Raw genomic sequence first — 25,779 nt, 5'->3', positions numbered from 1 at the left:
CTCCCCAACCCCTCTCTCCCCTTCAAGGTTTGCGCTAGTGGGGGAGGCGTTACTTGTTGTAAAAACCGGGGGCCCTTCTTTTTGTCGCCCCAGCACCCCCCCCGCTCCGTGTTCCTTGCCCGAGGAACTACTTGGTCCACTCCGACCAGGACATGTTCCAGCCGTTGAGGCCGTTGTCCGGCTGGATCGTGCTGTCGTGCGAGTTCTTCACGACCACGACGTCGCCGATGAGCGAGTTGTCGAAGAGCCAGGCCGCCGAGGTCTTCTTGCTCCAGGCGCCGCGCACGTCCTGCAGACCGACGCAGCCGTGGCTGGTGTTGGTCGAACCGAAGATGCTGGAGGCGCCCCAGTAGTTGCCGTGGATGAAGGTGCCCGAGGTGGACAGACGCATCGCGTGCGGCACGTCCTTGATGTCGTACTCGCCGCCGAAGCCGACGGTGTCACCGTTCATCCGGGTCACCTTGAGCTTCTCGCTGATGACCATCTGGCCGTTGTACGTGGTGGTCGCCGGGGCGCCCGCCGAGATCGGGATGTCCTTGATCTGCTGACCGTCGCGGACCACCTTCATCCGGTGCGTGCTCGCGTCGACCGTGCTGACCTGCTTGCGGCCGATGGTGAACGAGATCGTCTTGGCCTGCTTGCCGTAGACACCGGGGCGTCCCTCGACGCCGTCGAGGTTGAGCTTCACGGTCACCTTGGTGCCCGCGGCCCAGTACTCCTCGGGGCGGAAGTCCAGGCGGTCGTTGCCGAACCAGTGGCCCTCGACCGGTACGGACGGCTCGGCCGTCACCTTGATCGCGTTCTCGACCGCGTCCGGGTCGGTGATGCCGCGGGTGAAGTGGATCGAGACGGGCATCCCGACGCCGACCGTGGAGCCGTCCTCCGGGGTGTACTGCCCTATGAAGGTGTTCTGCGGGACCAGCGTGGTGAAGCTGGTGTCCTTCGCCGACTCACGGCCCTTCGAGTCCTTGGCGATCGCGTGGACCTTGTACTTGGTCGCCGCGGCCAGATGCTGGTCCGGCGCCCAGCTCGCGCCGTCCGCCGCGATCTTTCCCTCGACCTCGGTGCCCTTGGGGTCGGAGACCTTGACCGTGGTCAGCTTCCCCTGGTCGGCCGAGACCTTCAGCGCCCCGCTGGTCGCGACGGAGTCCGCGCCGTCCTTGGGCGCGACGGTCACCACGGCCTGCGAGGCGGAGTTGTCGTCGACCTTCCCCCCGCCCTTGCCGTTGCCGGCGTCGTCTCCCCCGCCGCACGCCGTCACCAGCAACAGCAGCGCACCCAGTACCAGAGCCAGCAGTCCGGTGGACCCTCGCCCGCCCCGTACGCCGTTCGCCCCGGCCGATGTCCCCGATGTCGGCTGCCCGTTCAATGTGGTCGTCTCCCCTCACACGGCCTGGCCCCGCCAAGGCCCCCGGGAGCCCGAAGGCTCCCTCCCCCGCGCGCTGCACATGCACGCTCAGCGAAAGATAATCACACCGACCATGGGGAATTGACCCCCCGGATGTCACCGTTCAGTCCCAAGTTGTCCGGGACTTCACGGGGTGGCGCGGGACGTGCCGGGCCGGGGCGGTCCGACGGGGCCTCAGCGGAGGGCGGAGCCGGCCTTCCACCGGGTCCAGTCCAGGTTCCAGCCGCTGAGCCCGTTGTCCGGTGCGACCTGCTTGTCCTTGGAGTTGACGACCTCGACCACATCGCCGATGAGCGTCCGGTCGAAGAACCGGCCGGCCGGGGTGTCGCTGCTGCCGCCCTGCACGTCCTCCAGCCCGACACAGCCGTGACTGACGTTGTCCGAGCCGAAGATGTCCTCGTCCGACCAGTAGTTGCCGTGCAGGAAGGTGCCGGAATCGGTGAGCCGGAGGGCGTGCGGGACGTCCTTGATGTCGTACTCGCCGCCGAAGCCGACCGTGCGGCCGTCCATCCGGGTCACGTCGTACATCTCGCTGACCACCATCTTCCCGTTGTACGTGGCCGTCTTCGCGGAGCCCGCCGTGATCGGGATGGTCGAGACCAGCTCGCCGTCGCGGCGCACCTCCATGGTGTGTGCGGCCGCGTCGACCAGGGACGTCTGGGAGCGGCCCACCGTGAAGGCGACCTTCTTGTCCTGGGTGCCGTAGACGTGCGGCGCGCCCTCCACGTCGCGCAGCGCCATCTCGACGGTCACCTCGGTGCCCGGCTTCCAGTAGGCGGCGGGGCGGAAGTCGAGGCGCTTCCCGCCGAACCAGTGCCCCAGCACCTCGACCGGCGGAACGGCCGTCACCCGGATGGCCTTCTGCACGGCCGCGCGGTTGCTGACCGGCCGGTTGAAGTCGAAGGAGACGATCATCCCGGTGCCGACCGTGGACCGGTTCTCCGGTTTGAAGTAGCCGATGAAGCGGCGTTCGGGCACGGCCGTGGTGAAGGTGGTGTGGCGGGCCGAACGCTTCCCCGAGCCGTCCACGGCCACCGCGTCCACGCTGTACTTGGCGGCGAGCCTGAGCCGGCCCGCGCCCGCCCGGGGCGCCCAGGACAGACCGTCGCCCGCGATCCGGCCCGGCACCTTCTGGCTCTGCGCGTCCTCGATCCGTGTCACCTCGACGCTCTCCAGCCGACCGTCGGGGACCTTCACCCCGATCCGGTCGTCCGGACCGATGTTCTTCGCCCCGTCCCGCGGGGTGACCTGGATCGCGTCCTGCGGCGGGCCCGCCTTCCCGCTGAAGATCGATCCGGCGCCGGTGCAGCCGGTCAGTACGGCCAGCACGACGAGCAGTCCTGCCCATGTCAGTACGGCGGCCGGGTTCGCCACCGCTCTCTTCGCTACGTGGTTCACGTCCCCCCAACGACGGAGGCCGGTCGGGGGAAACGTGAGTGCGTGCGCCGGGGTGGGCAGAAACAGGGGGAGGACCACACTCGGGGAGCCGCGGCCGGGACGCCGTGCGCTCCTCTTCGTTGCCGGTCCCCACGAGCCGCGGGAGGCGAGCAGGTGTCGAGCGCAGCCGAGCAGGAGGCAGTGCAGGAGGCGGGGGCGGCGGCCGGGCGGCAGCGGCGGGAGGACGTGCCGGGGCCGCCTCCGGCCGTGTGGCCCGGCGCCCCGACGCCGCTCGGGGCCCGCTTCCGGGTGGGGCCCGACGGGGTCGCGGGCACCAATTTCGCGCTCTGGGCGGGCGGTTCGGAGGCCGTCGAGCTCTGCCTCTTCGACGAGGACGGCACCGAGCGGCGCCTCGTGCTGACCGAGCTGACCCATGAGATCCGGCACGGCTTCGTGCCGGGCGTGCGGCCGGGGCAGCGCTACGGCTACCGGGTGCACGGTCGCTGGGACCCCTGGACGGGGGCCCGCTGGAACCCTTCGAAGCTGCTCCTCGATCCGTACGCACGGGCGGTGGACGGCTCGTTCACGCTTCCGGCCGAGGTGTACGGCCATGTGAGGGACTGGCCGCAGCAGCAGGTCGCCGACACCGTCCGCGACGAACGGGACTCCGCTCCGTACGTCCCCAAGGGTGTCGTGGTCCAGGACGAGGACGACTGGGCCGAGGACCGCCGGCCCAAGACCCCGTGGGCGGACTCCGTCATCTACGAACTGCATGTGCGCGGCTTCACCAAGCTGCACCCCGAGATCCCCGAGGAGCTGCGGGGCACGTACGCGGGTCTCGCCCATCCGGCGGCCATCGGGCATCTGCTGCGGCTCGGGGTGACGGCGGTGGAGCTGCTGCCGGTGCATCAGTTCGCCCACGAGGACCATCTGCTCCGTCGCGGGCTGCACAACTACTGGGGCTACAACTCCATCGGCTACTTCGCCCCGCACGCCGGCTACTCGGCGAGCGGCAGCGCGGGCCGGCAGGTCGGCGAGTTCAAGCGGATGGTGCGGGCCCTGCACGACGCCGGGATCGAGGTGATCCTCGACGTGGTCTACAACCACACGGCGGAGGCGGGCGAGCTCGGTCCGATGCTCTCGCTGCGCGGCATCGACAACCGCGGCTACTACCGCCTCCAGTCCGACGCCCGCAGATACGCGGACTACACCGGCTGCGGCAACACCCTGCACGTGGTCCAGCCGCAGGTGCTGCGGCTGATCACGGACTCGCTGCGCTACTGGGTGACGGAGATGGGCGTCGACGGCTTCCGCTTCGACCTGGCGGCGGCGCTGGCCCGCTCCATGCACGACGTCGACATGCTCTCGCCGTTCCTCGCGGTGATCGCCCAGGACCCGGTGCTGCGCCGGGTGAAGCTGATCGCCGAGCCGTGGGACGTCGGCACCGGCGGCTATCAGGTGGGCGCCTTCCCGCCGCTGTGGACCGAGTGGAACGACCGCTACCGGGACGCCGTACGGGACTTCTGGCGCGGCGCCCTGCCCGACGTACGGGATCTCGGCTACCGGCTCACCGGATCCAGCGACCTCTACGCGTGGGGCGGCCGGCGCCCGTACGCCTCGGTCAACTTCGTCACCGCGCACGACGGCTTCACCCTGCGCGACCTCGTCAGCTACGAACAGAAGCACAACGAGGCCAACGGCGAGGACAACCGGGACGGCACCTCGGACAACCGGGCCTGGAACTGCGGCGCCGAGGGCGAGAGCGAGGACCCCGGGATCAACGCCCTGCGCCGCCGCCAGCTGCGCAATCTGCTGACCACACTGCTGCTGTCGACAGGCGTGCCGATGCTGGTCGCGGGCGACGAGATGGGCCGTACGCAGGGCGGCAACAACAACGCGTACTGCCAGGACAACGAGATCGGCTGGCTGGACTGGTCACTGCTCGAACAGCCCGGGTGGCGGGAGCTGACCGACCTGACGGCGCGGGTGCTGCGGCTGCGCCACACCCATCCGGTGCTGCGCCGCCGGGCCTTCTTCTCCGGGCTGCCGCAGGCGGCGGACGGGCTGCGGGACCTGGCGTGGTTCACCCCGCGGGGTACGGAGATGACGGAGGGCGACTGGTACGCACCGGCCGCCACGGTCGGGCTGTATCTCTCCGGGCGCGACATCCCCGGCCGGGACGCGCGCGGCGAACAGATCACGGACGACAGCTTCCTGGCGATCCTGCACGCCGATCACCGGCCGTCCGCCTTCCGGCTCCCGGGTCCGCCGTGGGCGCGGAGCTACGAGCTGGTCCTGGACACCTCGCGGGAGGACCAGTCCGCGGCCCCCGGCACCGTCCACCCGGGCGACGGGACGCTGACCGTGCCGGCCAGGTCGGTGCAGCTGCTGCGCGTCACGGAGTGAGCGGGGGTGCGGGGGGTGCGGGGGGTGCGGCCGGGGTCAGCCGAGGATGCCCCGGTCGTAGCCGATCGCGACGGCGGCGGCCCGGTCCTTGGCGCCCAGCTTGGCGAAGACATGGGTGAGATGGGTCTTCACGGTGGCCTCGCTGATGAACAGCTCGGCGGCGATCTCCCGGTTCGACGTGCCCTTCGCGACGAGTTCGAGCACCTCGCGCTCGCGGCCCGACAGCGATTCGCTGCCCGCCGCCGGGGTGCGCACCCGTGAGATGAGCCGGGAGGCGACTGCGGGCGAGAGCACGGTGCGGCCGTCGGCGGCGGCGCGGACGGCGGTGAACAGCTCGTCGCGTGGCGCGTCCTTGAGCAGATAGCCGGTCGCTCCGGCCTCGATCGCGGGCAGGGTGTCGGAGTCGGTGTCGTACGTGGTGAGGACCAGCACCTTGGACCGGGCGCCGCGCCCGGCCAGTTCGGCGATGGCGGCGACTCCGCCGCCGCCCGGCATCCGCAGGTCCATCAGGACGACGTCGGGGTCCAGCCGGACCACGAGGTCGACCCCCTCCACCCCGTTCGACGCCTCCCCGAGGACCTCGAAGTCCGGGGCCGAGTCGAACATGCCGCGCAGACCGTCCCGTACGACGGGGTGGTCGTCGACGACGACGAGCGTGATGACGCGTGCGGATTCCTGAGCCATGGCAGGCCAACCGTACTGGTCATCGGCTGTGCCGGACCAGGGGCACCCGGGCACTGACCGCCGTGCCGCGGCCCGGCTCCGTCTCCACCTCGACGGCGCCCGCGATGCGCTCGGCGCGGGCCCGCATGCCGCCGAGCCCGAAACCGCCCGCGCCGCTGTACGGCGGCAGGGCGACCGGGTCGAAGCCGCAGCCGTCGTCCCGGACGTCCAGGGTGAGTTCGTCCCCCATGAACGACAGCGTGACGCCGGCCCGGGAGGCCCCGGCGTGGCGGCCGACGTTGGCGAGGGCCTCCTCGGCGATCCGGAGCAGGGTGGCGGCTATCTCGTCGTGGAGCGGCTCGACGGTACCGGTGACGGTGAACTCGGCCCGGACTCCGTGGCGTTCCCCCCAGTCGGTGACCGTACGCTTCAGCGCGCCCGGCAGGTCGTCGTGTTCCAGTGCGGCGGGGACCAGGTCGTGGACCGAGCGGCGTGCCTCGCCGAGGCTGTGCCGGGCGAGGGCGGCGGCGCGGTCCAGGTGCACCCGGGCCAGCGCCGGGTCGGTGTCGCCGATCGAGGTCACCACCTGGAGCTGGGCGATGATGCCGGTCAGGCCCTGGGCCAGGGTGTCGTGGATCTCGGCGGCGAGCCGTCGGCGCTCGTCGGCGACGCCCGCCTCGCGGGCCTGGACCAGGAGCTGGGCGTGCAGCCCGGCGTTCTCCGCCAGGGCCTGTTCGAGGCGGGCGTTGGCCGACTCCAGCTCGGTGATGGTGTCGACCTGGGTACGGGCGTGGTCGGCCTCGCGGTCGCCGATCTTGGCGAAGACCATGGTGAGGGTTCCGTGCAGACCGAACAGGGCGGCGAAGGCGAACCAGTTCATCAGGGAGACCGGCGGCAGGCCGCTGCCGCACTGCGCACCCGCCATGATGGCCGCCGTGACCAGCAGCGCGGGACGGACGGCCCGCTGCGGGAGCAGCCGGCCGGTGTCGAAGTATCCGAGGATCGCGAACACCGAGTAGAAGGGGTTGCACCAGGTCAGTGCGAAGGCGATCAAGGTGCGGGCAGCGTAGTAGAACTGCGACGCCCACGACTTGGGGACAACGATCGGCCTGACCCGCCCCCACCAGAGCTGAAGGGCGAGAGCGACGGGCACCAGCACCGCCGTGGTGTACACGTCGGCGCGATCCATGATGAGCGGGGCGCTCACGGCCGCGACGACCGTGCTCAGGCCGAGGAGCCCGTAGGGCCCGTACCTGAAGAACCGTTCCCACCCGAGTTCGGCGCTCATCGCGTCGTTCCGGTGCGCCGTCGCCGTGTCCCACGCCTTCATGGTTGCAGTCTCCCCGTCTCCGGCGCGCCGGTCACTCCCACCGGAACAGACGGGTCGCGAGCAGTGTCACCAGCGCCGTCCACAGCACCATCACGCCGAGCTGGGCGAAGCCGGGCCAGCCGCCGGACGCCGCCCGGTCCAGCGCCTCGGACGCCGCTCCGAACGGGGTGAACCGGACGATGTTCCGGAGGGTGTCGGGCATGCTCTGAACCGGGATCCAGACGCCGGCGGTGAACATCATCAGGAGGTTCACGACCGAGCTGATGGCGGCGGCCGCCTTGGTCGTCCGGGAGAGGGCGCAGAGCAGTGCGCCGAGGGTCAGCACGCTCGCCGTCGACAGGAGCAGTGCCAGGGCGTAGGCGACGGGCCGGCCGGGCAGTTCGACGCCGAAGGCGACCCGGCCGACAGCCATCGCCAGTGCGGCGGAGCCGAGGGCGGCGGCGCCGTGCAGGGCGATCTGCGCGGTGAGCAGCGCGGAGGGGCGTACCGGAGTGGTGGACATCCGGCGCAGGATGCCGCGTTCGCGGTAGCCGGTGAGGACGGGCGGCATGGCCTGCAGCCCGGACATGATCATGGCAAGCAGGACCGCCACCGGTACGTACAGATCGATGACGCGCCGACCGCCGAGATCGTCGCTGTGCTCCCGGAAGGAGGGGATGAGGCCGAGGATCGTCAGGAGCGCGGTCGGGAAGACGACGATCCAGAACAGGGCGCCGGGTTCGCGCAGGAAGAGCCGGGTCTCGAACCTGAGCACCGCCTTGCGCGCGGATGCCGGTGCGGGTGTCGTGGTGGCCGTCGCCGTGGCCGGGTTCGCCGTGGTCATCTCAGGCCGCCTGTTCTGTGAGGTCGAGGAAGGCGTCGTCGAGCGTCGCCTCCGAGACGCGGAGCCGGTGTGCGGTGATGTGGTGGCGGGCCAGCAGTGAGATCACCGCGTTGACCGTCTCGTCGGTGCCGCTGATGACGATCCGGTCGTCCTTCCGCTCCACGGACACCGCGCCGGGCAGCTGCTCCAGCTCGGCGTCGGTGAGCGGCTGCGACGGGGTGAAGGAGATGACCGTGGAGCTGCCCGCCCTGCCGATCAGCCCGGACGGGGTGTCGAGGGCGACGACCTTCCCCTTGTCGATCACGGCGACCCGGTCGCAGAGCTGCCTGGCCTCTTCCATGAAGTGGGTGACCAGCAGGACGGTGACGCCGCTGTCGCGTACGTCCTCGATCAGCTTCCAGGTGTCCCGGCGGGCCCGTGGGTCCAGGCCGGTGGTCAGCTCGTCGAGCACCACCACCCGCGGGTTGCCGACCAGGGCGAGCGCGATGGACAGCCGCTGCTTCTGACCGCCGGACAGTTTGGCGAAGCGGGTGTCGAACTTGGTGTGCAGACCGAGCCGTTCGGCGAGCTCCCGCCAGTCGGCGGGGTCCGGGTAGAAGGCGCTGTACAGCTCCAGCGCCTCGGCCACGGTGATTTTGGGCTGGAGCTCGCTCTCCTGGAGCTGGGCGCCCAGCAGCCGGGTGACCCGGTCGTGGTCGGCGACGGGGTCGAGACCGGCGACGCGGACCGTGCCGGCGTCGGGGGCCCGCAGCCCCCCGACGCACTCGACGGTGGTGGTCTTGCCCGCGCCGTTGGGGCCGAGGATCCCGAAGATCTCCCCCTCGTCGACGGTGAAGCTCACTCCATCGACCACGGTGCGCCCGGCGTACGCCTTCTGCACCCCGTTCACTTCGATGATTGCCATGACCATGAGCATCGTGCCGCGGGGACCGGCGCACCATCGTCCATCGCGCTCGAAGGGGCATCAGCCGATCGGTTGATACGGACTACGACCGGCGTGCGCCGGGCCCCGTCGTACCCGGTCACCGTCCGTCGGCCGAAAAACCACATGAGCGATGTCAGGGGTGAACCGTAGGCTCGCCTGTGATGCCCGAAGAACATGTAGAGCCCAAGGATCGGTCCACCGCTCAGTCGCTGATGCGGTTGTGGCCTTATGTGAAGCCGGTACGGAAGCGGCTGTTCGGCGCCGCTCTGGTCGCGATCGCCGCGTCCTGCGTCGGCCTGGTGATCCCCCTCGTCCTGAAGTGGATCGTCGACGGCCCGGTGGCGGACCGCGACCCCGGCGGCGTCTGGCTCGGCGCGCTGTATCTGCTGTTGCTGGGCATCGGCGAGGCCGCGCTGTTCGGGGTCCGGCGGTGGATGGTGGCGCGTCCGCTGGCCGGGGTCGAGGCGTCGATGCGGGCCGATCTGTACCGGCATCTCCAGCGGCTGCCGGTGGCGTTCCACGACCGCTGGGCATCGGGGCAGTTGCTCTCGCGCGCGACCACGGACCTGATGCTGCTGCGTCAGTTCCTGGCCTTCCCATTGACCTTCCTGCTGGTCAACGGGGCGACGATCCTGATCGGCTTCGTCATTCTGCTGATGCAGCAGTGGACGCTGGGGCTGGTGCTGCTCATCCCGGTCGTGCCGCTGATGATCATCTGCTCGGTCTTCGAGACGAAGTACTCGACCGTGGCACGCCGGGCCCAGGACCAGGTCGGCGATCTGACGACGGTCGTCGAGGAGAGCGTGCTCGGCATCCGCATCATCAAGGGCTTCGGCCGGCACCGCAGCCAGGCCGACGCCTTCCGTGCCCTCTCCCAGCGGCTGCGCATCACGGAGCTGGACAAGGCCCGTCTCCTCGCGGGCATCTGGGCCGCCATCACCGTGATCCCGGAGCTGGCCATCGGTGCGGCGCTGGTGCTCGGCACGGTCCAGGTCGCGGACGGCGACCTCTCCGCGGGCACCCTGGTCGCGTTTCTCTCCACCGCGCTCGCACTGCGCTGGCCGGTCGAGTCGATCGGCTTCCTGCTGGCGATGAGCCAGGAGTCGGCGACGGCGACCGCGCGGTTCTTCGAGGTGATGGACGTGGCCGAGGAGGACGACGCGTCCACCGCCGACGGGCACGCCCCGGGCAGCGCGTCCACCCGCGGTGAAATGGTCTTCGAGGGCGTGGAGTTCCGCTATCCCGACGCGGAGCCCGGCTCCGTGCCCGTGCTGTCCCGGATCGATCTGCGCATCCGGCCCGGCGAGACGATGGCCCTGGTCGGGGCCACGGGCTCCGGGAAGACGACGCTCACCGCCCTCGTGCCACGGCTGCACGAGGCCACCGCGGGGCGGATCACCCTGGACGGTACGGACATCACCACCATGCCCCGGGAGCGGCTGCGCGAGCTGGTGTCCGTGGCCTTCGAGGAGCCGACGCTCTTCTCGGCGAGCGTCGGGGAGAACGTGCTGATGGGCGCCGAGGGTGCCGGGGACGACGAGTTGCGCAGGGCGCTCGCCATCGCCCAGGCCGACTTCGCGCACGATCTGCCCGAGGGCGTCGGCACCCAGGTCGGCGAGCAGGGTCTCAGCCTCTCCGGCGGGCAGCGGCAACGGCTCGCGCTGGCCCGCGCCGTGGTCGGCCGGCCGCGCTTCCTGGTCCTCGACGATCCGCTCTCCGCGCTGGACGTGCACACGGAGGCGCTGGTGGAGGCCGCGCTGCGGCAGGTCCTGGCGGAGACCACGGCGATCGTGGTCGCGCACCGGCCGTCCACCGTGATGCTCGCGGACCGGGTGGCACTGCTTTCGGAGGGCCGGATCACCGCCGTCGGCACCCATCAGGAACTGCTGCGCAGCAACGCCGAGTACGCCTGGCTGATGTCGGGCGCCGAAGGCGCGCCGGACGCGCCCGCCGGGGACGCCTTCCCCGACTTGTCCGCCGAGGACCTCCTCGCCGAGAAGGGCACCCGATGACCAGTACGACGACGGACACAGCCCCCGCCGAGGACGCGCTAGAAGCCACGGGCTCCGAGACCACCGGGGACCGCTTCGACCGGGACGATCTGCCCACCCCGCCCGGCGCGACCGGGGCTCTGCTGCGGTCGCTGCTGCGGCCCTTGAAGGCCCGGGTGGTGCTGTCCGCGCTGCTGCTCCTGGTCCAGCAGGCGGCGGTCCAGGCCGGCCCGCTGCTCGTCGCGTACGCCATCGACAGCGGCGTGCCCGCGTTCCGGGACGCGGACTACGGGCCGCTGATCGCGGTGGCGGTCGGGTACGCGCTGTGCTCGGTGACGGCCGGTGCCATGCAGTACGCGTTCATCCGGGCCTCCGCCCGGCTCAACCAGGACGTGCTGCTCGATCTGCGCGGGCGGATCTTCCGTCATGCGCAGGCACTGAGCGTGGACTTCCACGAGCGCTACACCTCGGGCCGGCTGATCTCCCGTTCCACCACGGACGTGGAGTCGCTGCGGGAGCTGCTCAGCGAGGGACTGCAGGAGCTGATCGGCGTCGGCCTGTCCTTCGTCTCCATCTCGCTGATGCTGCTCTGGCTGGACTTCGGTCTGGGCGCGCTGGCCGTGCTCTCCTTCATCCCGCTGTATCTGCTGGTGCGGCTCTTCCAGCGGCGGGCCGGAGTGCTGTACGCCAAGCGGTCCTCGGCCATCGCCGCGGTCATCGTCAAGTTCGCGGAGACGATGAACGGCATCCGCCCCGTCCAGGCCTTCCGCCGCGAGCCCGTCAACGACGCGCACTTCGAGGGCCTCAACCACACGCACCGGTGGACCAACGGCAGCGCGATGCTGGAGATGGGGCGCTATGTCGTCGGCTCCCGGCTGGTCGCCAACACGGCGGTCGCCGGAATCGTGCTGTGGGGTGCGTACCGGGTGGCCTCGGGCACCCTGGCGCTCGGGGTGCTGGCCGCGGCCGTCCTCTATCTGCGCCGGCTGTACGACCCGATCGACCGGCTCGGCATGTTCCTCAACTCCTATCAGTCGGCCGCGGCCTCGCTGGAGAAGATCGCGGGTCTGCTGGCTCAGACCCCGTCCGTCCCGGAGACGTCGGACCCGCGCGAGCTGCCGGCCCTCACGGGCGAACACCCGGGCCGCGAGGTCGTCTTCGACCAGGTGCGCTTCGCCTACCGCACGGGCGGCGAGGTGCTGCCCCGCTTCGATCTGACGATCCCGGCCGGGCAGACCGTCGCCGTGGTCGGATCGACGGGTGCGGGCAAGTCGACCCTGGCCAAGCTGCTGGCCCGGTTCTACGACCCGTCGGACGGCCGGGTGCTGCTCGACGGTACGGATCTGCGCGACCTGGCCGTGCCGGAGCTGCGGCGGGGTGTGGTGATGGTGACCCAGGAGGCGTTCCTGTTCTCCGGGACGGTCGCCGAGAACATCGCGATCGGCAGCCCGGACGCGACCCGCGCGGAGATCGAGCAGGCCGCCAAGGCGATCGGCGCGCACGATTTCATCAGCGGACTGCCCGACGGGTACGACACGGACGTACGCAAGCGGGGCGGCCGGATCTCGGCCGGTCAGCGCCAGTTGGTCGGGTTCGCCCGCGCCCTGCTCGCGAACCCGGCGGTGCTGATCCTCGACGAGGCGACGAGCTCGCTGGACGTCCCCGGCGAACGGGCGGTGCAACGGGCCATGGACACGGTGCTGCACGGCCGCACCGCAGTGGTGATCGCCCACCGCCTCTCCACGGTGGAGATCGCGGACCGGGTCCTGGTGATGGAGCACGGCCGCATCGTGGAGGACGGCACCCCCGCCGAACTCATCGCCGGCACCGGCCGCTTCGCGGGGCTGCACCAGGCGTGGCGGGAGAGCCTGACCTGAGCGGCCTCCGGCCCGGGGCGCCCGGTGGGGCGGGTGGAGACCGTCCATGGGCGCCCGCCTACGGAACAGGGGCACCCGGGGCCGACAGGACGATCGCTGCGGCAGGGCACAGGTCCACCGCCTCGCGAACCGAGTCCAGCGTGTCAGCGGGCGGCTCGGGCCGCAGCACGATCGCCTTGCCGTCCTCCTCACGCTGGTCGAACACCTCGCCGGCCGTCAACACGCACATTCCGGAGCCGACGCAGCGCTCGGTGTCCACAGTGATCCTCATGGGTCACGCGTCCCAGGTGACCGGGAGGCTCTTCACCCCGTAGACGTCCGCGGTCTCCGGACGCAGGGCAACCTCTTCGGGCGGTACGGCCAGCCGCAGCGTGGGGAAGCGGTCGAGCAGCGCGGGGAACGCGACCTTCATCTCGACGCGGGCCAGTTGCTGCCCCAGGCACTGGTGGATGCCGTGGCCGAAGGCCAGGTGCCCGCCGTCCTGCCTGCGGAGGTCTAGCACGTGGGGGTCGGCGAAGCGCTCGGGGTCGCGGTTGGCAGTGTTGTACGACAGGATCACCCGCGAGCCGGCCTTGATGGTCCGGCCGCCCACCTCGACGTCCTCCAGCGCCGTCCTCATGAACGTCTTGGCGACACTGAGGTACCGCAGCAGCTCCTCCACGGCCCGGTCGGCGAGCGCGGGGTCGGCGCGCAGCGCGGCCAGCTGCTCCGGGTTGCGCAGCAGTGCGAAGGTGCCGAGGGCCAGCATGTTCGCGGTGGTGTCGAGCCCTGCCGCCAGCAGGATCAGGGCGATCCCCCTCAGCTCCTCGTCGGTCAGATCGCTGTCGGTGAGGTCGCTGAGCACGTCGTCGGTGGGGTTCGCGCGTTTGGCGGCCACCAGCTCCGCGAGGTAGTCCTGGGTCGCGGTATAGGCCGCCATCAGGTCCTCGTCGCTCGTCTCCCCGTTCATGAACGAGTCGACCTGCTCCTGGAAGGACCCCCGGTCCTGGTACGGCACCCCCAGCAGTTCACAGATCATGATGGCGGGGATGGGCTTGGCGAACGCGGTCACCAGGTCCGCCGACGGCCCGGCCTCCTCCATGGCGTCCAGGTGGTCGGCGGTGATCTGCTCGACGCGCTCGGTGAGCAGTCGCATCCGCCGTACGGTGAACTTGCCCATCAGCGGCTTTCGATAGCGGCTGTGCTGGGGCTCGTCCATGAGCAGGAACTCGCCGGGCGGCGCCGGGGGTGCCTGCATGTCGCCGTAGTCGATGGTCGGGTGGAGCATGAGCTCCTTGCGTGAGCTGAACCGCGAGTCGGCCAGGACCGACCTGACCAGGTCGTATCCGGTGATCAGCCAGCCGGGTTTTCCGCCGGGGAAGGTGTAGCGGCTGATGGGGCTGTGCCGGCGGGCGTCGACCAGCTCTGCCGGCGGGTCGAACGGGCAGCCGGACCGACGCGCCGTCGGCATCGTCGTGACGGTGTGCGGGAATTCACCCATGACCATTCCTCATCTCGCGATAGTACGCGTTTGACGATGCTCGAAAGCTACGTTGCATTCAGAAGGAGTGTCAATCGACGAAAACGCATTTCCCCAGGTGAATTGCGGGAAATTGATGCAATGACGCTGGGCCCTAATGCAATATCGCGTTGCAATGAATGGCGGCGAAAGCAATACTGGCGGCATGCCAGGAGAACGGTTGACCCAGCAGGACCGCCAGCGCATCGCGGCCGGAATCGCCGACGGGCTCTCCTACGCCGAGATCGCGAGGCGGATCGACCGGCCGACCTCGACGATCAGCCGGGAGATCGGACGCAACGGTGGCCCCAGTGGCTACCAGCCCCAGCGAGCGCACCGGGCGACGACCCAGCGAGCGCGGCGTGGCACACCGGCACCCCCGCGCGCGGCCGAACCATCGGGGGGCGCAACGGGAGAGGAGATCGTCGAGATGGCGGTCCGGGCGGGGCTGCCGAGGATGACAGCACGCGTGCACGTCGACCTGCTGCTGTCCGAGGACGGCAGGCGCACCGCGGCCGAGCTGACCCGCAGGCTGAAGGTCAGCCCCGCCTCCGTCTCCGTGTCCGTGAACTACCTCGTCCAGCACGGCTATGTCCGGCGCGAGCGTGATCCGCAGCGGCGTCGCGACGTCTATGTGATCGACGACCAGGCCTGGTACCACTCCGTCGTTCTCAGCGCGCAACAGACGCTCGATGCGGCACAGTCCGCGATGACCACGGCGGAGGCGTCCGGGCCCGACAGCCCCGTGGGGCAGCGGATGGCCAGGGCAGGGGCATTCCTGGAGCGGGTCAGCCTGGACATCATGGAGTCGGCCGACCGCTGGCGCCCCCTCCTGGGGTGAGGGGCCCCGGAGCGGGCGTCGACGTTCGCCGATGCATACCCTCGCCGAACAGACCCACCGTAGCGCGCACTCCTGGCCAAGTAGCGTGTACAGCAAGGCCATTCACCTGCGCACCAAGCTCGCCGAGGAGCCCCTGGTAGGGTCCGCGGAGAGCATCCACAACGCGATGGAGATGGTTCATGAGGCTGCTCCCGCTGTTCCTCCGACGGCCGATCGAAGCGGTGTACGAACGCCGGCTGGCCGCCACCCTGGCGGGGCTGCCACGCCCGCAGCACGTCGGGATCATGCTCGACGGCAATCGGCGCTGGGCTCGGCAGGCGGGTCACGCGGATGTCCGGGAGGGGTACCGGGCGGGCGGCGCCAAGACCACCGAGTTCCTGGGCTGGTGCAGTGCCGACGGCATCGAGCGCGTGACCCTCTTCATGCTCTCCGACGACAACCTCGGGCGCCCCGCCGAGCAGCTCGGCCCGCTGATCGAGATCATCGAAGAGACCGTCCGGGACATCACGGCCGCAGGCCGTTCATGGGAGGTCCAGGTGATCGGCTCGCTCGACATGCTGCCTGGCGCCAGTGCCCGGGTACTCAAGGAGGCCGCCGCCTCGACCGCGGGACGCGGCGGACTCAAGGTGGACGTCGCGGTCGGCTACGGCGGCCGACGGGAGATCGTCGATGCGGTGAAGAGCGCCTTCGAGGAACACATCGCCGCCGGTGGCGACCCTGCCGAGCTGGCTGAGCGGTTCGAAATCGAGGACATCTCCCGGCATCTGTACTCGCCGACAGCCGACCACACCGACTTCATCATCCGAACCTCCGGAGAACAGCGGCTGTCCGGCTTCCTTCTCTGGCAGTCCGCGTACGCCGAGATGCACTGGGTGGACTGCTACTGGCCGGCGTTCCGTCACGTCGACTTCCTGCGCGCACTTCGCTCGTACGCGAATCGTGAACGGCGATTCGGCAAATGACCGCCTTCGGTGCCGGGGATCACCCGGGGCGAGCGGGCCGGCGAGGTTGGCGGCGACCGCGATGCACTGGCCGCCGTTGCCGCTGAATGAGGACGTGGACCAACGCGGGGATTCAGTCGTGGTCGTCACGGGGTCTTTCTTGGCCGTCGCGGACAGCGAGACCGCCCCGCCATGCGTTGCGCGGCGGGGCGGTCTCGGATCACATGCGCTGGGCCTTGTGGTCAGACGGCACCGAACTCCCCAGCCTTGACGCCCGCCACGAAGGAGGCGAACGAGGCGGCGGAAGCGTTCAGCACCGGGCCGCTCGGGTTCTTCGAGTCGCGGACGGGGACCACGCCGAGTGGGGCGACGAGGTTGGCGGCGACCTCGATGCACTGGCCGCCGTTCTCGCTGAATGAGGACTTGAACCAACGGGGGGACTCGGTCGTCACGGGGTGCCCTTTCGTAACTGGCTGATCATGGCCACGGACGCCGCTCGCGACAGCGCCTCGGCCTGTAGTTGATGGTAGTCCGTCAGGATGGGCAGCACCGATGCGCTGTCTCGCTCAAGATGGCCCCGGTTGGCGGACTCCGCGTACGACATGAGCGAGCGATCCGGCGTCGTGAGCACGGTTACCGGCAACGTCATCGGACGACGAACCCCGATGGTGAACGGGGCGACTTGAAGCACGGTGTTCGACAGCTCGGCGAACTCCATCAAGCGCGCGAACTGTGCGTCCATGAGCGCACCGTCCCCGATGGGGCGGAGGAGACAGCTTTCGTCGAGCACCACGAAGACCAACGGGGGCGGTGTTCGTCCGAGCGACGCTTGGCGCTGCGCAACCAGCGCAATCCGCTCGTCGGCTTGCTCCCGCGAGGCAACGCCCCGTTTCACAGTGCTGTCTCCGAGCGCCGATGCGTATTCCGGCGTCTGGAGCAGGCCAGGTATGACGCCAACTTCGTAGAGCCTGATCTCTACCGCGCGCGCCTCGTGAGTGACGTACTCCGGGAAGCCCTCAAGCAGCGCCCTGTGTCTGACGGCCCGGCTCTGGCGCTCGAACCGGTCTCCGGTTCCAAACGTCCTGTCAGCACTTGCTGCGAACTGTTGAGTTGGTTTCCTCCGCCCAGTTTCAACGGCAGAAATATGCGCCCCGGAACACCCCATGCGCTCGCCGAGTTCGTCCTGCGTCCAGCCGCGCTCATCTCTCAAGCTGCGAAGACGCGCACCGAAAGCCGCACTGGGCGACCGATCGGGTTCCAGTTCCTTCCGATTCACCATCCAGCACCTAACTTGCCTGTCAATCTGCGTAAGTTGAAGACTCCCCCGAGCCTAAGCCACGCTGATCCCCCTTGGTAGCGGAACCGTTACGGAGAGGAGTGGCCCGTGTCTGCGAAAGACGGCCCCCCGAACGAGCAGAAGCCCCCACAAGTACCCGCCCCCGGGACGCTGTTGGTCGATACCAAACGTCGTGACCAGGTCGGGGAGTTCCGGGGGACGGCCGGCCCGTACTGGTCGTTGCGACCGGTCGGCGGCGGGACGGAATGGGAGGCGGAGCCCGTACACGTGCGGCCGCCGAGTCCGATAGAGCGGTTGCGGGCCGAGATCTCGCGGTGCAATGCCCGGAGCGAGGGGCGGATCCTGCGACCGGCGATACGGATGGCCGGTTCGGCATGAACGGGCTTCCTGAACCGACGAGTTACCAGTGCGAAGCGCTCGCCGAAGGGCTCATGTGCGGCACCGGCGAGACGGCGCGGTACGTCCTGGGCACCTTCCGGACCATCTCCCCCGTCCTCGCACTGCGGTGGCTCGGCGGACAGGCGCTGTGGATCGTGGCCCGGCTCGGCCTCGACGCCCGCCTCGACCACCTCGCGGAGCTCCGCGCCTGGTACGAGGACCGCGAAAGCCAACGCGCCGCCCACGCGCACCTCAAGCGCGGCGCCCCGCTGCTCGTCGTCGTCCCCGACACGGACCGCACGTACACGCTGTCCGTACGATCCGGGGAGCAGGCGCCCGCGACCGCGTTCCGCTGCCACCCCGGGGAGGGATCCACATCAAGAATCGCTCACTGCACCCGATACGGCCCCCGGACCGCCGCAGCGCCCTGCGGTACCTGTGGTGGCTGATCGTCTGTCAGCGCCGTCGGGTCTCCGCCGGGGCGCTGCTCGGCAGCGCCTGGATGGTGTGCCTGACGCTGCCGCCGTACCTGCTGTCCCGCGCCATCGACGACGGGCTGCAACCGGGGCGGTGGCCCGCTCTGGTCGGCTGGGTCGCGGCATTGCTGGGTGTGGGTGTGCTGAACGCGTGGCTGGCCATCATGCGGCACCGCACGATGACCAGGGTGCGACTGGACGCCGCCTTCCGTTCCGTGCGGGCCGTGGTCGCGCAGGCGACCCGGCTGGGCGGGGCGCTGCCGCGCCGGGTCACGGCCGGGGAAGTCGTCACGATCGGCTTCGGTGACGTCGCCGTGATCGCCGGCACGCTGACCATCACCGGCCCCGGCGTCGGCGCGGTCCTCGCCTTCGTCGTCGTGGCCGCGCTGCTGCTGGCCGTGGAACCGCTGCTCGCCGCGGTGGTGCTGCTCGGGGTGCCGCTGCTCGGGGTGCTGGTCGGACCGCTGCTGGGGCGGCTGCAGGGCGCCGAGGCGGCGTACCGGGAGCGGCAGGGCGGGCTCGCCGACCGTTTCGAGGACATGGTCGGGGGCCTGCGCGTCCTCAACGGCATCGGCGGCAAGGAGGTGTATGCCGAGCGCTACCGGCGCGGCTCGCGGGAGTTGCGGGCGGAGGGGTACCGCGTCGGCGCGGTGACCAGCTGGATCCAGGCCCTCGGCGTCGGCCTGCCCACCCTGTTCCTCGGGGCCGTGACCTGGCTGGCGGCCCGGATGGCCGCTCAGGGCACCATCAGTGTCGGCGAGTTGGTCGCGGTGTACGGCTACGCCGCGGTGCTCGTGGTGCCGGTCTCGTTCTTCATCGAGGGCGGCTACGACCTCAGCCGCGGGCTGGTCGCCGCCCGCCGGGTCATACGTTTCCTGGACCTGGAGCCCGATTCCGCGGGCGGTGAGGCGGCCGTGGACGGGCCCGGTCCGCCGTCCGCGCTCCGTGATCCGGACTCCGGCGTGGAGGTGGCGCCCGGCAGGCTGACCGCGCTGGCCGGCGCCCGGCCGTCGGAGTCCGCGGCGGTGGTCGAGCGGCTCGGCCGGTTCACCGGGTCGGCCGCGACCTGGGGCGCGATACGCCTGGACGAGATCGATCTGACGCAGGTGCGGCGGCGGATCCTGGTCGCGGACAACGAGGCCGATCTGTTCGCCGGTCCGCTGCGCGAGGTGATCAGCGGCGCCCGGGACCGGGACGAGGAATCCATCGGCCGCTGCCTGTACACGGCCGTGGCGCAGGACATCGTCCGTGGTCTGCCGGACGGACTCGACTCGCCCGTCGACGCGCAGGGCCGCAATCTCTCCGGAGGCCAGCGCCAGCGTGTCCGGCTGGTCCGGGCCCTGCTGGCCGATCCCGAGGTGCTCCTGGCGGTCGAGCCCACCTCGGCGGTCGACGCACACACCGAGGCGGCCATGGCGACCCGGCTGCGCGCCGCGCGCTCCGGCCGCACCACTGTCGTCACCAGCACCTCACCGCTCCTGCTGGACCGGGCGGACACCGTGTACTACCTGGTCGACGGTCGCGTCGCGGCCGTCGGCAGCCATCGTGAACTCCTGGACCGGGAGCCCGGCTACCGCCTCCTGGTGTCCCGCGGTACGGACGACGACCCCGCCGACGAAGGAAGCGTCCCGCCGTCCCGGGAGGCCGTGCGATGACCACCGGATCCGAGCCGACGCCCCCGGCCCTGCCCATCGCCGAACCGTCCCGGATACGCCGGGCGGCGCTCCGGCTGATCCGGCTGGACGCTCGCGTCTTCGCCGCCATGATCGGCCTCAACGCGCTGGCCGCCGGTGCCGGGCTCGTCGGACCGTGGCTGCTCGGCTGCATCATCGACGAGGTCAGGGCCGGCGGCGGGGTGGCCGCGGTGGACCGCCTGGCGCTCACCATCCTCGTCTTCGCCCTGGCGCAGCTCCTCCTGGTCCGTTGCGCCGGCTACGTCGGACACCGCTTCGGCGAGCGGACCCTGGCCCGCATCCGCGAGCAGTTCGCCGACCGGGTGCTCTCGCTGCCCGCCCCGGTGGTCGAGCGGGCCGGCACGGGCGACCTGATGACCCGCGGCACCACCGATGTCGCCGCGGTCGGCGCCACCCTCCGGGACACCGGGCCCGAGGTCCTCATCGCCGGGGTCCAGGCGCTGTTCATCCTCGGTGCGGTCTTCGCGCTCGACCCGCTGCTCGGTGCGTGCGGGGTGCTGGGCCTGCTCGGCATCTGGTTCGCCGCCCGCTGGTATCTGCGCCGGGCGCTCACCGCGTACCTGGCCGAGGGAGCCGCCAACTCGGCTCTCGCGGAGCAGCTGGCGGCCACCGCCGCCGGGGCCCGCACCGTGGAGGCCCTCGGGCTTCAGCAGCGCCGCGTCACGGCATGCCGGGAAGCCATCGAGAAGTGCTGGAGCACCCGGACCCGGACGCTGTTCCTGCGCAGTGTGCTCTTCCCGGCCGTGGACATCTCGTACGTCATTCCGGTGGCCGGTGTCCTGCTCGTCGGCGGCGTACTGCACGACCACGGCACGATGAGCCTCGGCGCGGTGGTCGCCTCGGCCCTGTATCTGCGGCAGCTCTCCCAGCCCCTGGACACCATCCTCCAGCGGCTCGAACAGCTGCAGAGCGGCAGCGCCTCCTTCGCCAGGGTCGAGGGCCTCGGCCTGGCGGCGCACACACCACCGGCCGTCTCCCCCGCTCCGGCCGACGACCGGATCGAGGTGACGGATGTGCACTACGCCTACGACGGCGGGGGCGATGTGCTGCACGGTGTCGACCTGACGGTCCGTCCCGGCGAGCGGCTCGCCATCGTCGGCCCCTCCGGCGCGGGCAAGACCACCCTGGGCAGACTGCTGGCGGGCCTGGACGCACCGCGCACCGGTTCGGTGACGGTCGGGCGGGTCCCGGTCGCCGGGCTGGACCCCGAGCGGCTGCGCCGGCACGTCGTCCTGGTCACCCAGGAGCACCACGTCTTCCTCGGCACGGTCCGGGACAACCTGAAGATCGCCTCGGCCGACGCCACCGATGCCGAACTGCGCGCGGCACTCGCCGTCGTCGGCGCCGAGTGGGCCGACGAGCTGCCGGACGGCCTGGACACCGATCTGGGCCACGGCGGGCATCGGCCGGACGGCGCCCGGTCACAGCAGCTCGCCCTGGCGCGCGTGGTGCTGGCCGACCCGCACACGCTGATACTCGACGAGGCCACCGCGCTCCTGGACCCGAGGACGGCCCGGCACACGGAACAGGCGCTGGCCGCCGTCCTCGACGGCCGGACCGTCGTCGCCGTCGCGCACCGCCTGCAGACGGCTCACGACGCCGACCGGGTGGCGGTGATGGAGGACGGCCGGATCACCGAACTCGGCACCCACGACGATCTCGTGGCGGCCGACGGCGCCTACGCCGCGCTCTGGCGCTCCTGGCACGGTGAAGGCCCAACCTCCTCCTGAGAGCCTGTGACGCCCGGACGCGGCGGGGCCCGCCCCCCGTCCGCGCCGCCCGGCGCGCGCGACCGGGCCGGAGCTGGTCTGCTGATTCCAGGGGGAAGTCCACTCCCATGTCCCGGAGAGATCCAGATGAGCGTCCCCAGCGTCTACCGAGCCGCGCAGGCCACCGCCGCCGGTGGTCCTTTCGAGATCGTCGAGCGCGCGGTGCCCCAGCCGGGTCCGGGTCATGTCCGGGTGGCCGTGGACGCCTGCGGCGTCTGCCACAGCGACGCCCTCTTCGTGGACGGCGTGCTCCCGGGCGTGCGGTTCCCAGTGGTCCCCGGGCACGAGATCGCCGGCCGGATCGAGGAGCTCGGCGACGGCACGCACAGCGCCTGGCAGGTGGGTGACCGGGTGGCGGTGGGCTGGTTCGGCGGCAGCTGCCACCACTGCACACCGTGCAGGCAGGGCGACTTCATGGTCTGCGTGAACCTGAAGGTGCCCGGGTGGGCGTACGACGGGGGCTATGCCGAGAGCGTCATCGTCCCGGCGGACGCACTGGCCCGGATCCCCGACGCGCTGTCGGCGACCGACGCGGCGCCCATGGGCTGCGCGGGAGTGACCACGTACAACGGACTGCGGCGCAGCGCCGCCCGGCCGGGAGACCTGGTCGCCGTGCTCGGCATCGGCGGGCTCGGGCACCTGGGCGTGCAGTACGCGGCCGCGATGGGCTTCGAGACGGTGGCGATCGCCCGCGGAGCCGCCAAGGCCGACTTCGCGAAGGAGCTCGGCGCGCACCACTACATCGACAGCACCGCGGGCACCACCGTCGCGGACGCGCTGCAGTCCCTGGGCGGTGCCCGGGTCGTCCTGGCCACCGCCGCCAACTCCGGGGCCATCACCGCGACCGTGGAGGGACTCGCGCCCCGCGGCGAGCTGGTGGTCATCGGCGCGGACCCGGAGCCGCTGGGGATCAGCCCGAACCAGTTGCTCATGACCGGCAAGGTCGTCCGGGGCCACCCGGCCGGCACCGCGCAGGACGTGCAGGACACCCTGGCGTTCAGCGCCCTGCACGGGATCCGCCCGATGACCGAGACGGTGCCGCTGGACGGGGCGGAGGAGGCGTACCGGAAAATGCTGTCCGGCGCCGCCCGCTTCCGGATGGTGCTCACCACCGCCTGACGCCCGGACCTTCCGGGCTTCACCGCGACCGGTTCCGCTCCTCGGTACGAGCGGCGCCGGTCGCAGCCGTGCTCGTGCTGCGGGCACCCGTGCCGAACGTCGAGGACAGCAGCGATTCCCGCAGGTAGTACGGGAGTCGGCGGGCCGCTGCGACCGCTCCTCCCGGGGCCGCCCGCGCGGCATCGGCTACGACGGGTGCCGTAGTGCCCGCACCCCGGCCGTAGACGGCCGACCCGGTGGGTGTCGTCCGGAGCGACGGGTCCCCCGATACGGGTGGGCGAGAGAAGCCCGCGGCGGAGACGACCGGCCTCTCCACCCCTGACGTACCCGCGGTCGGCCCCCCGGGCGAACGCGGCGAAACCGGCCACGGCCGCCGCGGTCGGCCGCCCGGAGGCGTGCCCGCTTCAGGACACCGGCTCTCCAACAGGATGTGGATGGTAAGAAATCAGCCACATCTCGACGTCATCTCAGCCAGTGCCGAACACCCGCTCCCCGGCCCGCTGTTCGAACACGAAGGCTTCGAGCCCGACCTCGGCTCCCTCTTCGAATTCCGGGCACGGAGGACGCCCTACGGCATCGCGGTGATGGTCCGTGAAACGTCCGCTTAACGAACATGACCTTTCCGGCAACGGACGAGTTCCGGCCAAGTTGTTGACGCGGTCCTGACAGAGACGGCTTCCTGCTGACACTCTTCACCCCGTTCTGCGCACTTCTCGCTCACCCCGGACGGCTCACCGAGCCGCCGGTACCCCCCTCGCAGAAGGAGTCCGCGTGAGATCCACGCCCAGCCGTCGTGCCACCGCGACCGGCGCTCTGATAGCCGCAGCAGCCCTCCTCGCCGTCGGCGTCCAGACCGGAACGGCCACTGCCACTCCCAGCAGCGCCACAGCGGCGAACGCGGCGGCGGCCGGCGCCGACCACGGTGCCCTGGCCAAGCAGCTCTCCCCGTCCCAGCGCGCCGAGCTGATCCGCGAGGCCAGCGCGAGCAAGGCGGACACGGCCAAGGACCTCGGTCTCGGCTCGCAGGAGAAGCTCGTCGTCAAGGACGTCATCCAGGACAACGACGGCACCACGCACACGCGTTACGAGCGCACCTTCGCCGGACTCCCGGTGCTCGGTGGCGACCTGATCGTCCAGGAGAACAAGGCCGGGACCACGCAGAGCGTCACCAAGGCCTCCAAGGTCTCCAGCGCGCAGCTGAAGTCCGTGGACACGGCGGCCGACGTCGCGCCCGCGGTGGCCGAGAAGCAGGCACTCGGCCTCGCCAAGGCCGACGGATCCAAGAAGACCGAGGCCGACCGGGCACCGCGCAAGGTGGTCTGGATGGCGCAGGGCAAGCCGCAGCTCGCCTACGAGACCGTCGTCGGCGGCCTCCAGGAGGACGGCACCCCGAACCAGCTGCACGTCATCACCGACGCCACCACCGGCGCGAAGCTGTACGAGTGGCAGGGCATCGAGAACGGCACCGGCAACACCGAGTACAGCGGCCAGGTGACCCTCGGCACCGCCCCGTCGTACACGCTGACGGACACGGGCCGCGGCAACCACAAGACGTACAACCTGAACCACGGCAGCTCCGGCACCGGGACGCTGTACTCCAAGTCCACCGACGTGTGGGGCGACGGCACCCCGCAGAACTCGGAGACCGCCGCCGCGGACGCCCACTACGGCGCTGCGGAGACGTGGGACTACTACAAGAACGTGCAGGGCCGCACCGGCATCCGGGGCGACGGCGTCGGCGCGTACTCCCGCGTCCACTACGGCAACAACTACGTCAACGCCTTCTGGGACGACAGCTGCTTCTGCATGACCTACGGCGACGGTGACGGCAACGTCAACCCGCTGACCGCCCTCGACGTGGCCGCGCACGAGATGACGCACGGTGTCACCTCGGCCACCGCCGACCTGGTCTACAGCGGCGAGTCCGGCGGCCTCAACGAGGCGACCAGCGACATCTTCGCCTCCGCGGTCGAGTTCTACGCCAACAACGCCAGTGACCCGGGCGACTACCTCATCGGCGAGAAGATCGACATCAACGGTGACGGCACCCCGCTGCGTTACCAGGACAAGCCGAGCAAGGACGGCGCGTCCAAGGACGCCTGGTACTCCGGCATCGGCAACGTCGACGTCCACTACTCCTCGGGCCCGGCGAACCACTTCTTCTACCTGCTCTCCGAGGGCAGCGGCGCCAAGGTCATCAACGGGGTCTCCTACGACTCCCCGACCTCCGACGGCCTGCCGGTGACCGGCATCGGCCGCGACAAGGCCGCGCTGATCTGGTTCAAGGCGCTCACCACCAAGTTCACCTCCACCACGAACTACGCGGCGGCCCGCACCGGCGCCCTCGCCGCGGCCGGTGAGCTGTACGGCACGACCAGCGCCGAGTACAAGGCCGTCGGAGACGCCTTTGCCGCCATCAACGTCGGCACCCGCGACGGCGGCAACCCCGACCCGGGCGGCAAGGTCTTCGAGAGCAAGACGTCGGTCGCCATCCCGGACCGCGGTGCGGCCGTCACCAGCTCGGTCAACGTCACCGGTGTCACCGGCAACGCGCCCAGCGCCCTCAAGGTCGACGTGGACATCACCCACACCTACCGCGGTGACCTGGTCGTCGACCTCGTCGCCCCGGACGGCACGGCCTACCGGCTGAAGAACTCCTCGGCCGGCGACTCGGCGGACGACGTCCGTGGCACCTACACGGTCAACGCGTCCTCCGAGGTGGCCAACGGCACCTGGAAGCTCAAGGTCCAGGACGTCTACTCGGGTGACACGGGCAAGATCAACAGCTTCAAGCTCACCTTCTGAACCCCGCACCGGTCATGACCCGGTGACCGCCGCCCGGCAGGAGCTCACGCCCCTGCCGGGCGGTTCCGTGCCGGAGCCTGGCGGGGGGACCCCGAACGGGGGTGGGCGCCCAGTCGGGGGGCACCCGACAAAGGCTCCAGACATCCGCACCCCCACAACAT

General features: G+C 70.8%; 21 protein-coding genes. 11 read left to right on the top strand and 10 right to left on the bottom strand.

Annotation, left to right across the window (positions count from 1 at the left end; genetic code table 11):
- Positions 1 to 127: 127 nt before the first annotated feature.
- Positions 128 to 1,369, bottom strand: coding sequence for an Ig-like domain-containing protein (locus tag ACFVX4_RS22915; protein WP_389980286.1), 1,242 nt, complete (start codon positions 1,367 to 1,369; stop codon positions 128 to 130).
- A gap of 213 nt (positions 1,370 to 1,582) precedes the next feature.
- Positions 1,583 to 2,806: an Ig-like domain-containing protein gene (locus ACFVX4_RS22910; RefSeq protein ID WP_389980284.1), complete on the bottom strand. Its 1,224-nt coding sequence runs from the start codon at positions 2,804 to 2,806 to the stop codon at positions 1,583 to 1,585.
- Between the two features lie 153 nt (positions 2,807 to 2,959).
- Here ACFVX4_RS22910 and glgX point away from each other — a divergent pair, with 153 nt between their 5' ends.
- Positions 2,960 to 5,191, top strand: coding sequence for a glycogen debranching protein GlgX (gene glgX, locus ACFVX4_RS22905; RefSeq protein WP_389980282.1), 2,232 nt, complete (start codon positions 2,960 to 2,962; stop codon positions 5,189 to 5,191).
- A gap of 36 nt (positions 5,192 to 5,227) precedes the next feature.
- On the opposite strand, the gene ACFVX4_RS22900 is transcribed toward glgX, so the two are convergent.
- The 4 genes from ACFVX4_RS22900 to ACFVX4_RS22885 are packed head-to-tail and all read right to left on the bottom strand — an operon-like array spanning position 5,228 to position 8,911.
- On the bottom strand, positions 5,228 to 5,875 hold the full coding sequence (locus tag ACFVX4_RS22900; protein WP_266426725.1) for a response regulator transcription factor: 648 nt from the start codon (positions 5,873 to 5,875) through the stop codon (positions 5,228 to 5,230).
- Between the two features lie 19 nt (positions 5,876 to 5,894).
- Complete coding sequence (locus ACFVX4_RS22895) at positions 5,895 to 7,184, bottom strand: sensor histidine kinase (RefSeq protein WP_389980280.1); 1,290 nt, start codon at positions 7,182 to 7,184, stop codon at positions 5,895 to 5,897.
- Between the two features lie 31 nt (positions 7,185 to 7,215).
- Positions 7,216 to 8,007, bottom strand: a complete 792-nt coding sequence (locus ACFVX4_RS22890; protein WP_389980278.1) for an ABC transporter permease — start codon at positions 8,005 to 8,007, stop codon at positions 7,216 to 7,218.
- Between the two features lies 1 nt (position 8,008).
- Positions 8,009 to 8,911 carry an ATP-binding cassette domain-containing protein gene (locus ACFVX4_RS22885; protein ID WP_389980276.1) on the bottom strand — a complete coding sequence of 301 codons (903 nt, stop codon included), beginning with the start codon at positions 8,909 to 8,911 and terminating at the stop codon, positions 8,009 to 8,011.
- Between the two features lie 182 nt (positions 8,912 to 9,093).
- Between ACFVX4_RS22885 and ACFVX4_RS22880 the strand changes: the two genes are divergently transcribed.
- Positions 9,094 to 10,944, top strand: a complete 1,851-nt coding sequence (locus ACFVX4_RS22880; protein ID WP_389980274.1) for an ABC transporter ATP-binding protein — start codon at positions 9,094 to 9,096, stop codon at positions 10,942 to 10,944.
- A complete protein-coding gene (locus tag ACFVX4_RS22875) occupies positions 10,941 to 12,800 on the top strand; it encodes an ABC transporter ATP-binding protein (RefSeq protein ID WP_389980272.1) in 1,860 nt (619 codons plus the stop codon). Before ACFVX4_RS22880 ends, ACFVX4_RS22875 begins: the two co-directional genes overlap by 4 nt.
- A 58-nt stretch (positions 12,801 to 12,858) precedes the next feature.
- Here the strand turns inward: ACFVX4_RS22875 and ACFVX4_RS22870 are convergent, their stop codons facing one another.
- A complete protein-coding gene (locus tag ACFVX4_RS22870; RefSeq protein ID WP_389980270.1) occupies positions 12,859 to 13,071 on the bottom strand; it encodes a ferredoxin in 213 nt (70 codons plus the stop codon).
- Positions 13,072 to 13,074: 3 nt separating this feature from the next.
- Entirely contained in the window at positions 13,075 to 14,280 is a 1,206-nt protein-coding gene (locus ACFVX4_RS22865) for a cytochrome P450 (protein WP_389980268.1), read from the bottom strand.
- Between the two features lie 199 nt (positions 14,281 to 14,479).
- Between ACFVX4_RS22865 and ACFVX4_RS22860 the strand changes: the two genes are divergently transcribed.
- Both ACFVX4_RS22860 and ACFVX4_RS22855 read left to right on the top strand, forming a co-directional pair.
- On the top strand, positions 14,480 to 15,139 hold the full coding sequence (locus ACFVX4_RS22860; protein ID WP_389980266.1) for a helix-turn-helix domain-containing protein: 660 nt from the start codon (positions 14,480 to 14,482) through the stop codon (positions 15,137 to 15,139).
- Between the two features lie 179 nt (positions 15,140 to 15,318).
- On the top strand, positions 15,319 to 16,101 hold the full coding sequence (locus ACFVX4_RS22855; RefSeq protein ID WP_389980264.1) for an isoprenyl transferase: 783 nt from the start codon (positions 15,319 to 15,321) through the stop codon (positions 16,099 to 16,101).
- Positions 16,102 to 16,322: 221 nt separating this feature from the next.
- Here the strand turns inward: ACFVX4_RS22855 and ACFVX4_RS22850 are convergent, their stop codons facing one another.
- Together ACFVX4_RS22850 and ACFVX4_RS22845 are read right to left on the bottom strand one after the other, a co-directional pair.
- Positions 16,323 to 16,532, bottom strand: a complete 210-nt coding sequence (locus tag ACFVX4_RS22850; RefSeq protein WP_389980262.1) for a DUF397 domain-containing protein — start codon at positions 16,530 to 16,532, stop codon at positions 16,323 to 16,325.
- A complete protein-coding gene (locus tag ACFVX4_RS22845; protein WP_389980260.1) occupies positions 16,529 to 17,359 on the bottom strand; it encodes a helix-turn-helix transcriptional regulator in 831 nt (276 codons plus the stop codon). The genes ACFVX4_RS22850 and ACFVX4_RS22845 overlap by 4 nt, the downstream gene beginning before the upstream one ends.
- 105 nt (positions 17,360 to 17,464) lie before the next feature.
- On the opposite strand from ACFVX4_RS22845, the gene ACFVX4_RS22840 reads away from it, so the two are divergent.
- The 6 genes from ACFVX4_RS22840 (at position 17,465) to ACFVX4_RS22815 (ending at position 25,618) form a co-directional block, all read left to right on the top strand.
- Complete coding sequence (locus ACFVX4_RS22840) at positions 17,465 to 17,755, top strand: hypothetical protein (RefSeq protein WP_389980258.1); 291 nt, start codon at positions 17,465 to 17,467, stop codon at positions 17,753 to 17,755.
- The gene (locus ACFVX4_RS22835) at positions 17,752 to 18,204 is read left to right on the top strand and encodes a hypothetical protein (RefSeq protein WP_389980256.1); all 453 of its coding nucleotides are present in this window, start codon (positions 17,752 to 17,754) and stop codon (positions 18,202 to 18,204) included. Before ACFVX4_RS22840 ends, ACFVX4_RS22835 begins: the two co-directional genes overlap by 4 nt.
- Before the next feature lie 53 nt (positions 18,205 to 18,257).
- Positions 18,258 to 19,886: an ABC transporter transmembrane domain-containing protein gene (locus ACFVX4_RS22830; RefSeq protein WP_389980254.1), complete on the top strand. Its 1,629-nt coding sequence runs from the start codon at positions 18,258 to 18,260 to the stop codon at positions 19,884 to 19,886.
- Entirely contained in the window at positions 19,883 to 21,655 is a 1,773-nt protein-coding gene (locus ACFVX4_RS22825; RefSeq protein ID WP_389980252.1) for an ABC transporter ATP-binding protein, read from the top strand. The genes ACFVX4_RS22830 and ACFVX4_RS22825 overlap by 4 nt, the downstream gene beginning before the upstream one ends.
- A gap of 126 nt (positions 21,656 to 21,781) precedes the next feature.
- The gene (locus ACFVX4_RS22820; RefSeq protein WP_389980250.1) at positions 21,782 to 22,813 is read left to right on the top strand and encodes an alcohol dehydrogenase; all 1,032 of its coding nucleotides are present in this window, start codon (positions 21,782 to 21,784) and stop codon (positions 22,811 to 22,813) included.
- A gap of 771 nt (positions 22,814 to 23,584) precedes the next feature.
- The gene (locus tag ACFVX4_RS22815; RefSeq protein ID WP_389980248.1) at positions 23,585 to 25,618 is read left to right on the top strand and encodes a M4 family metallopeptidase; all 2,034 of its coding nucleotides are present in this window, start codon (positions 23,585 to 23,587) and stop codon (positions 25,616 to 25,618) included.
- The last annotated feature ends 161 nt before the right edge of the window (positions 25,619 to 25,779 follow it).

The organism is Streptomyces sp. NPDC058240, from assembly GCF_042882135.1.
Lineage (GTDB): Bacteria > Actinomycetota > Actinomycetes > Streptomycetales > Streptomycetaceae > Streptomyces.
The sequence above is the reverse complement of the archived record's forward strand: the minus strand, read 5'-3'. Positions and strand labels throughout refer to the sequence as shown.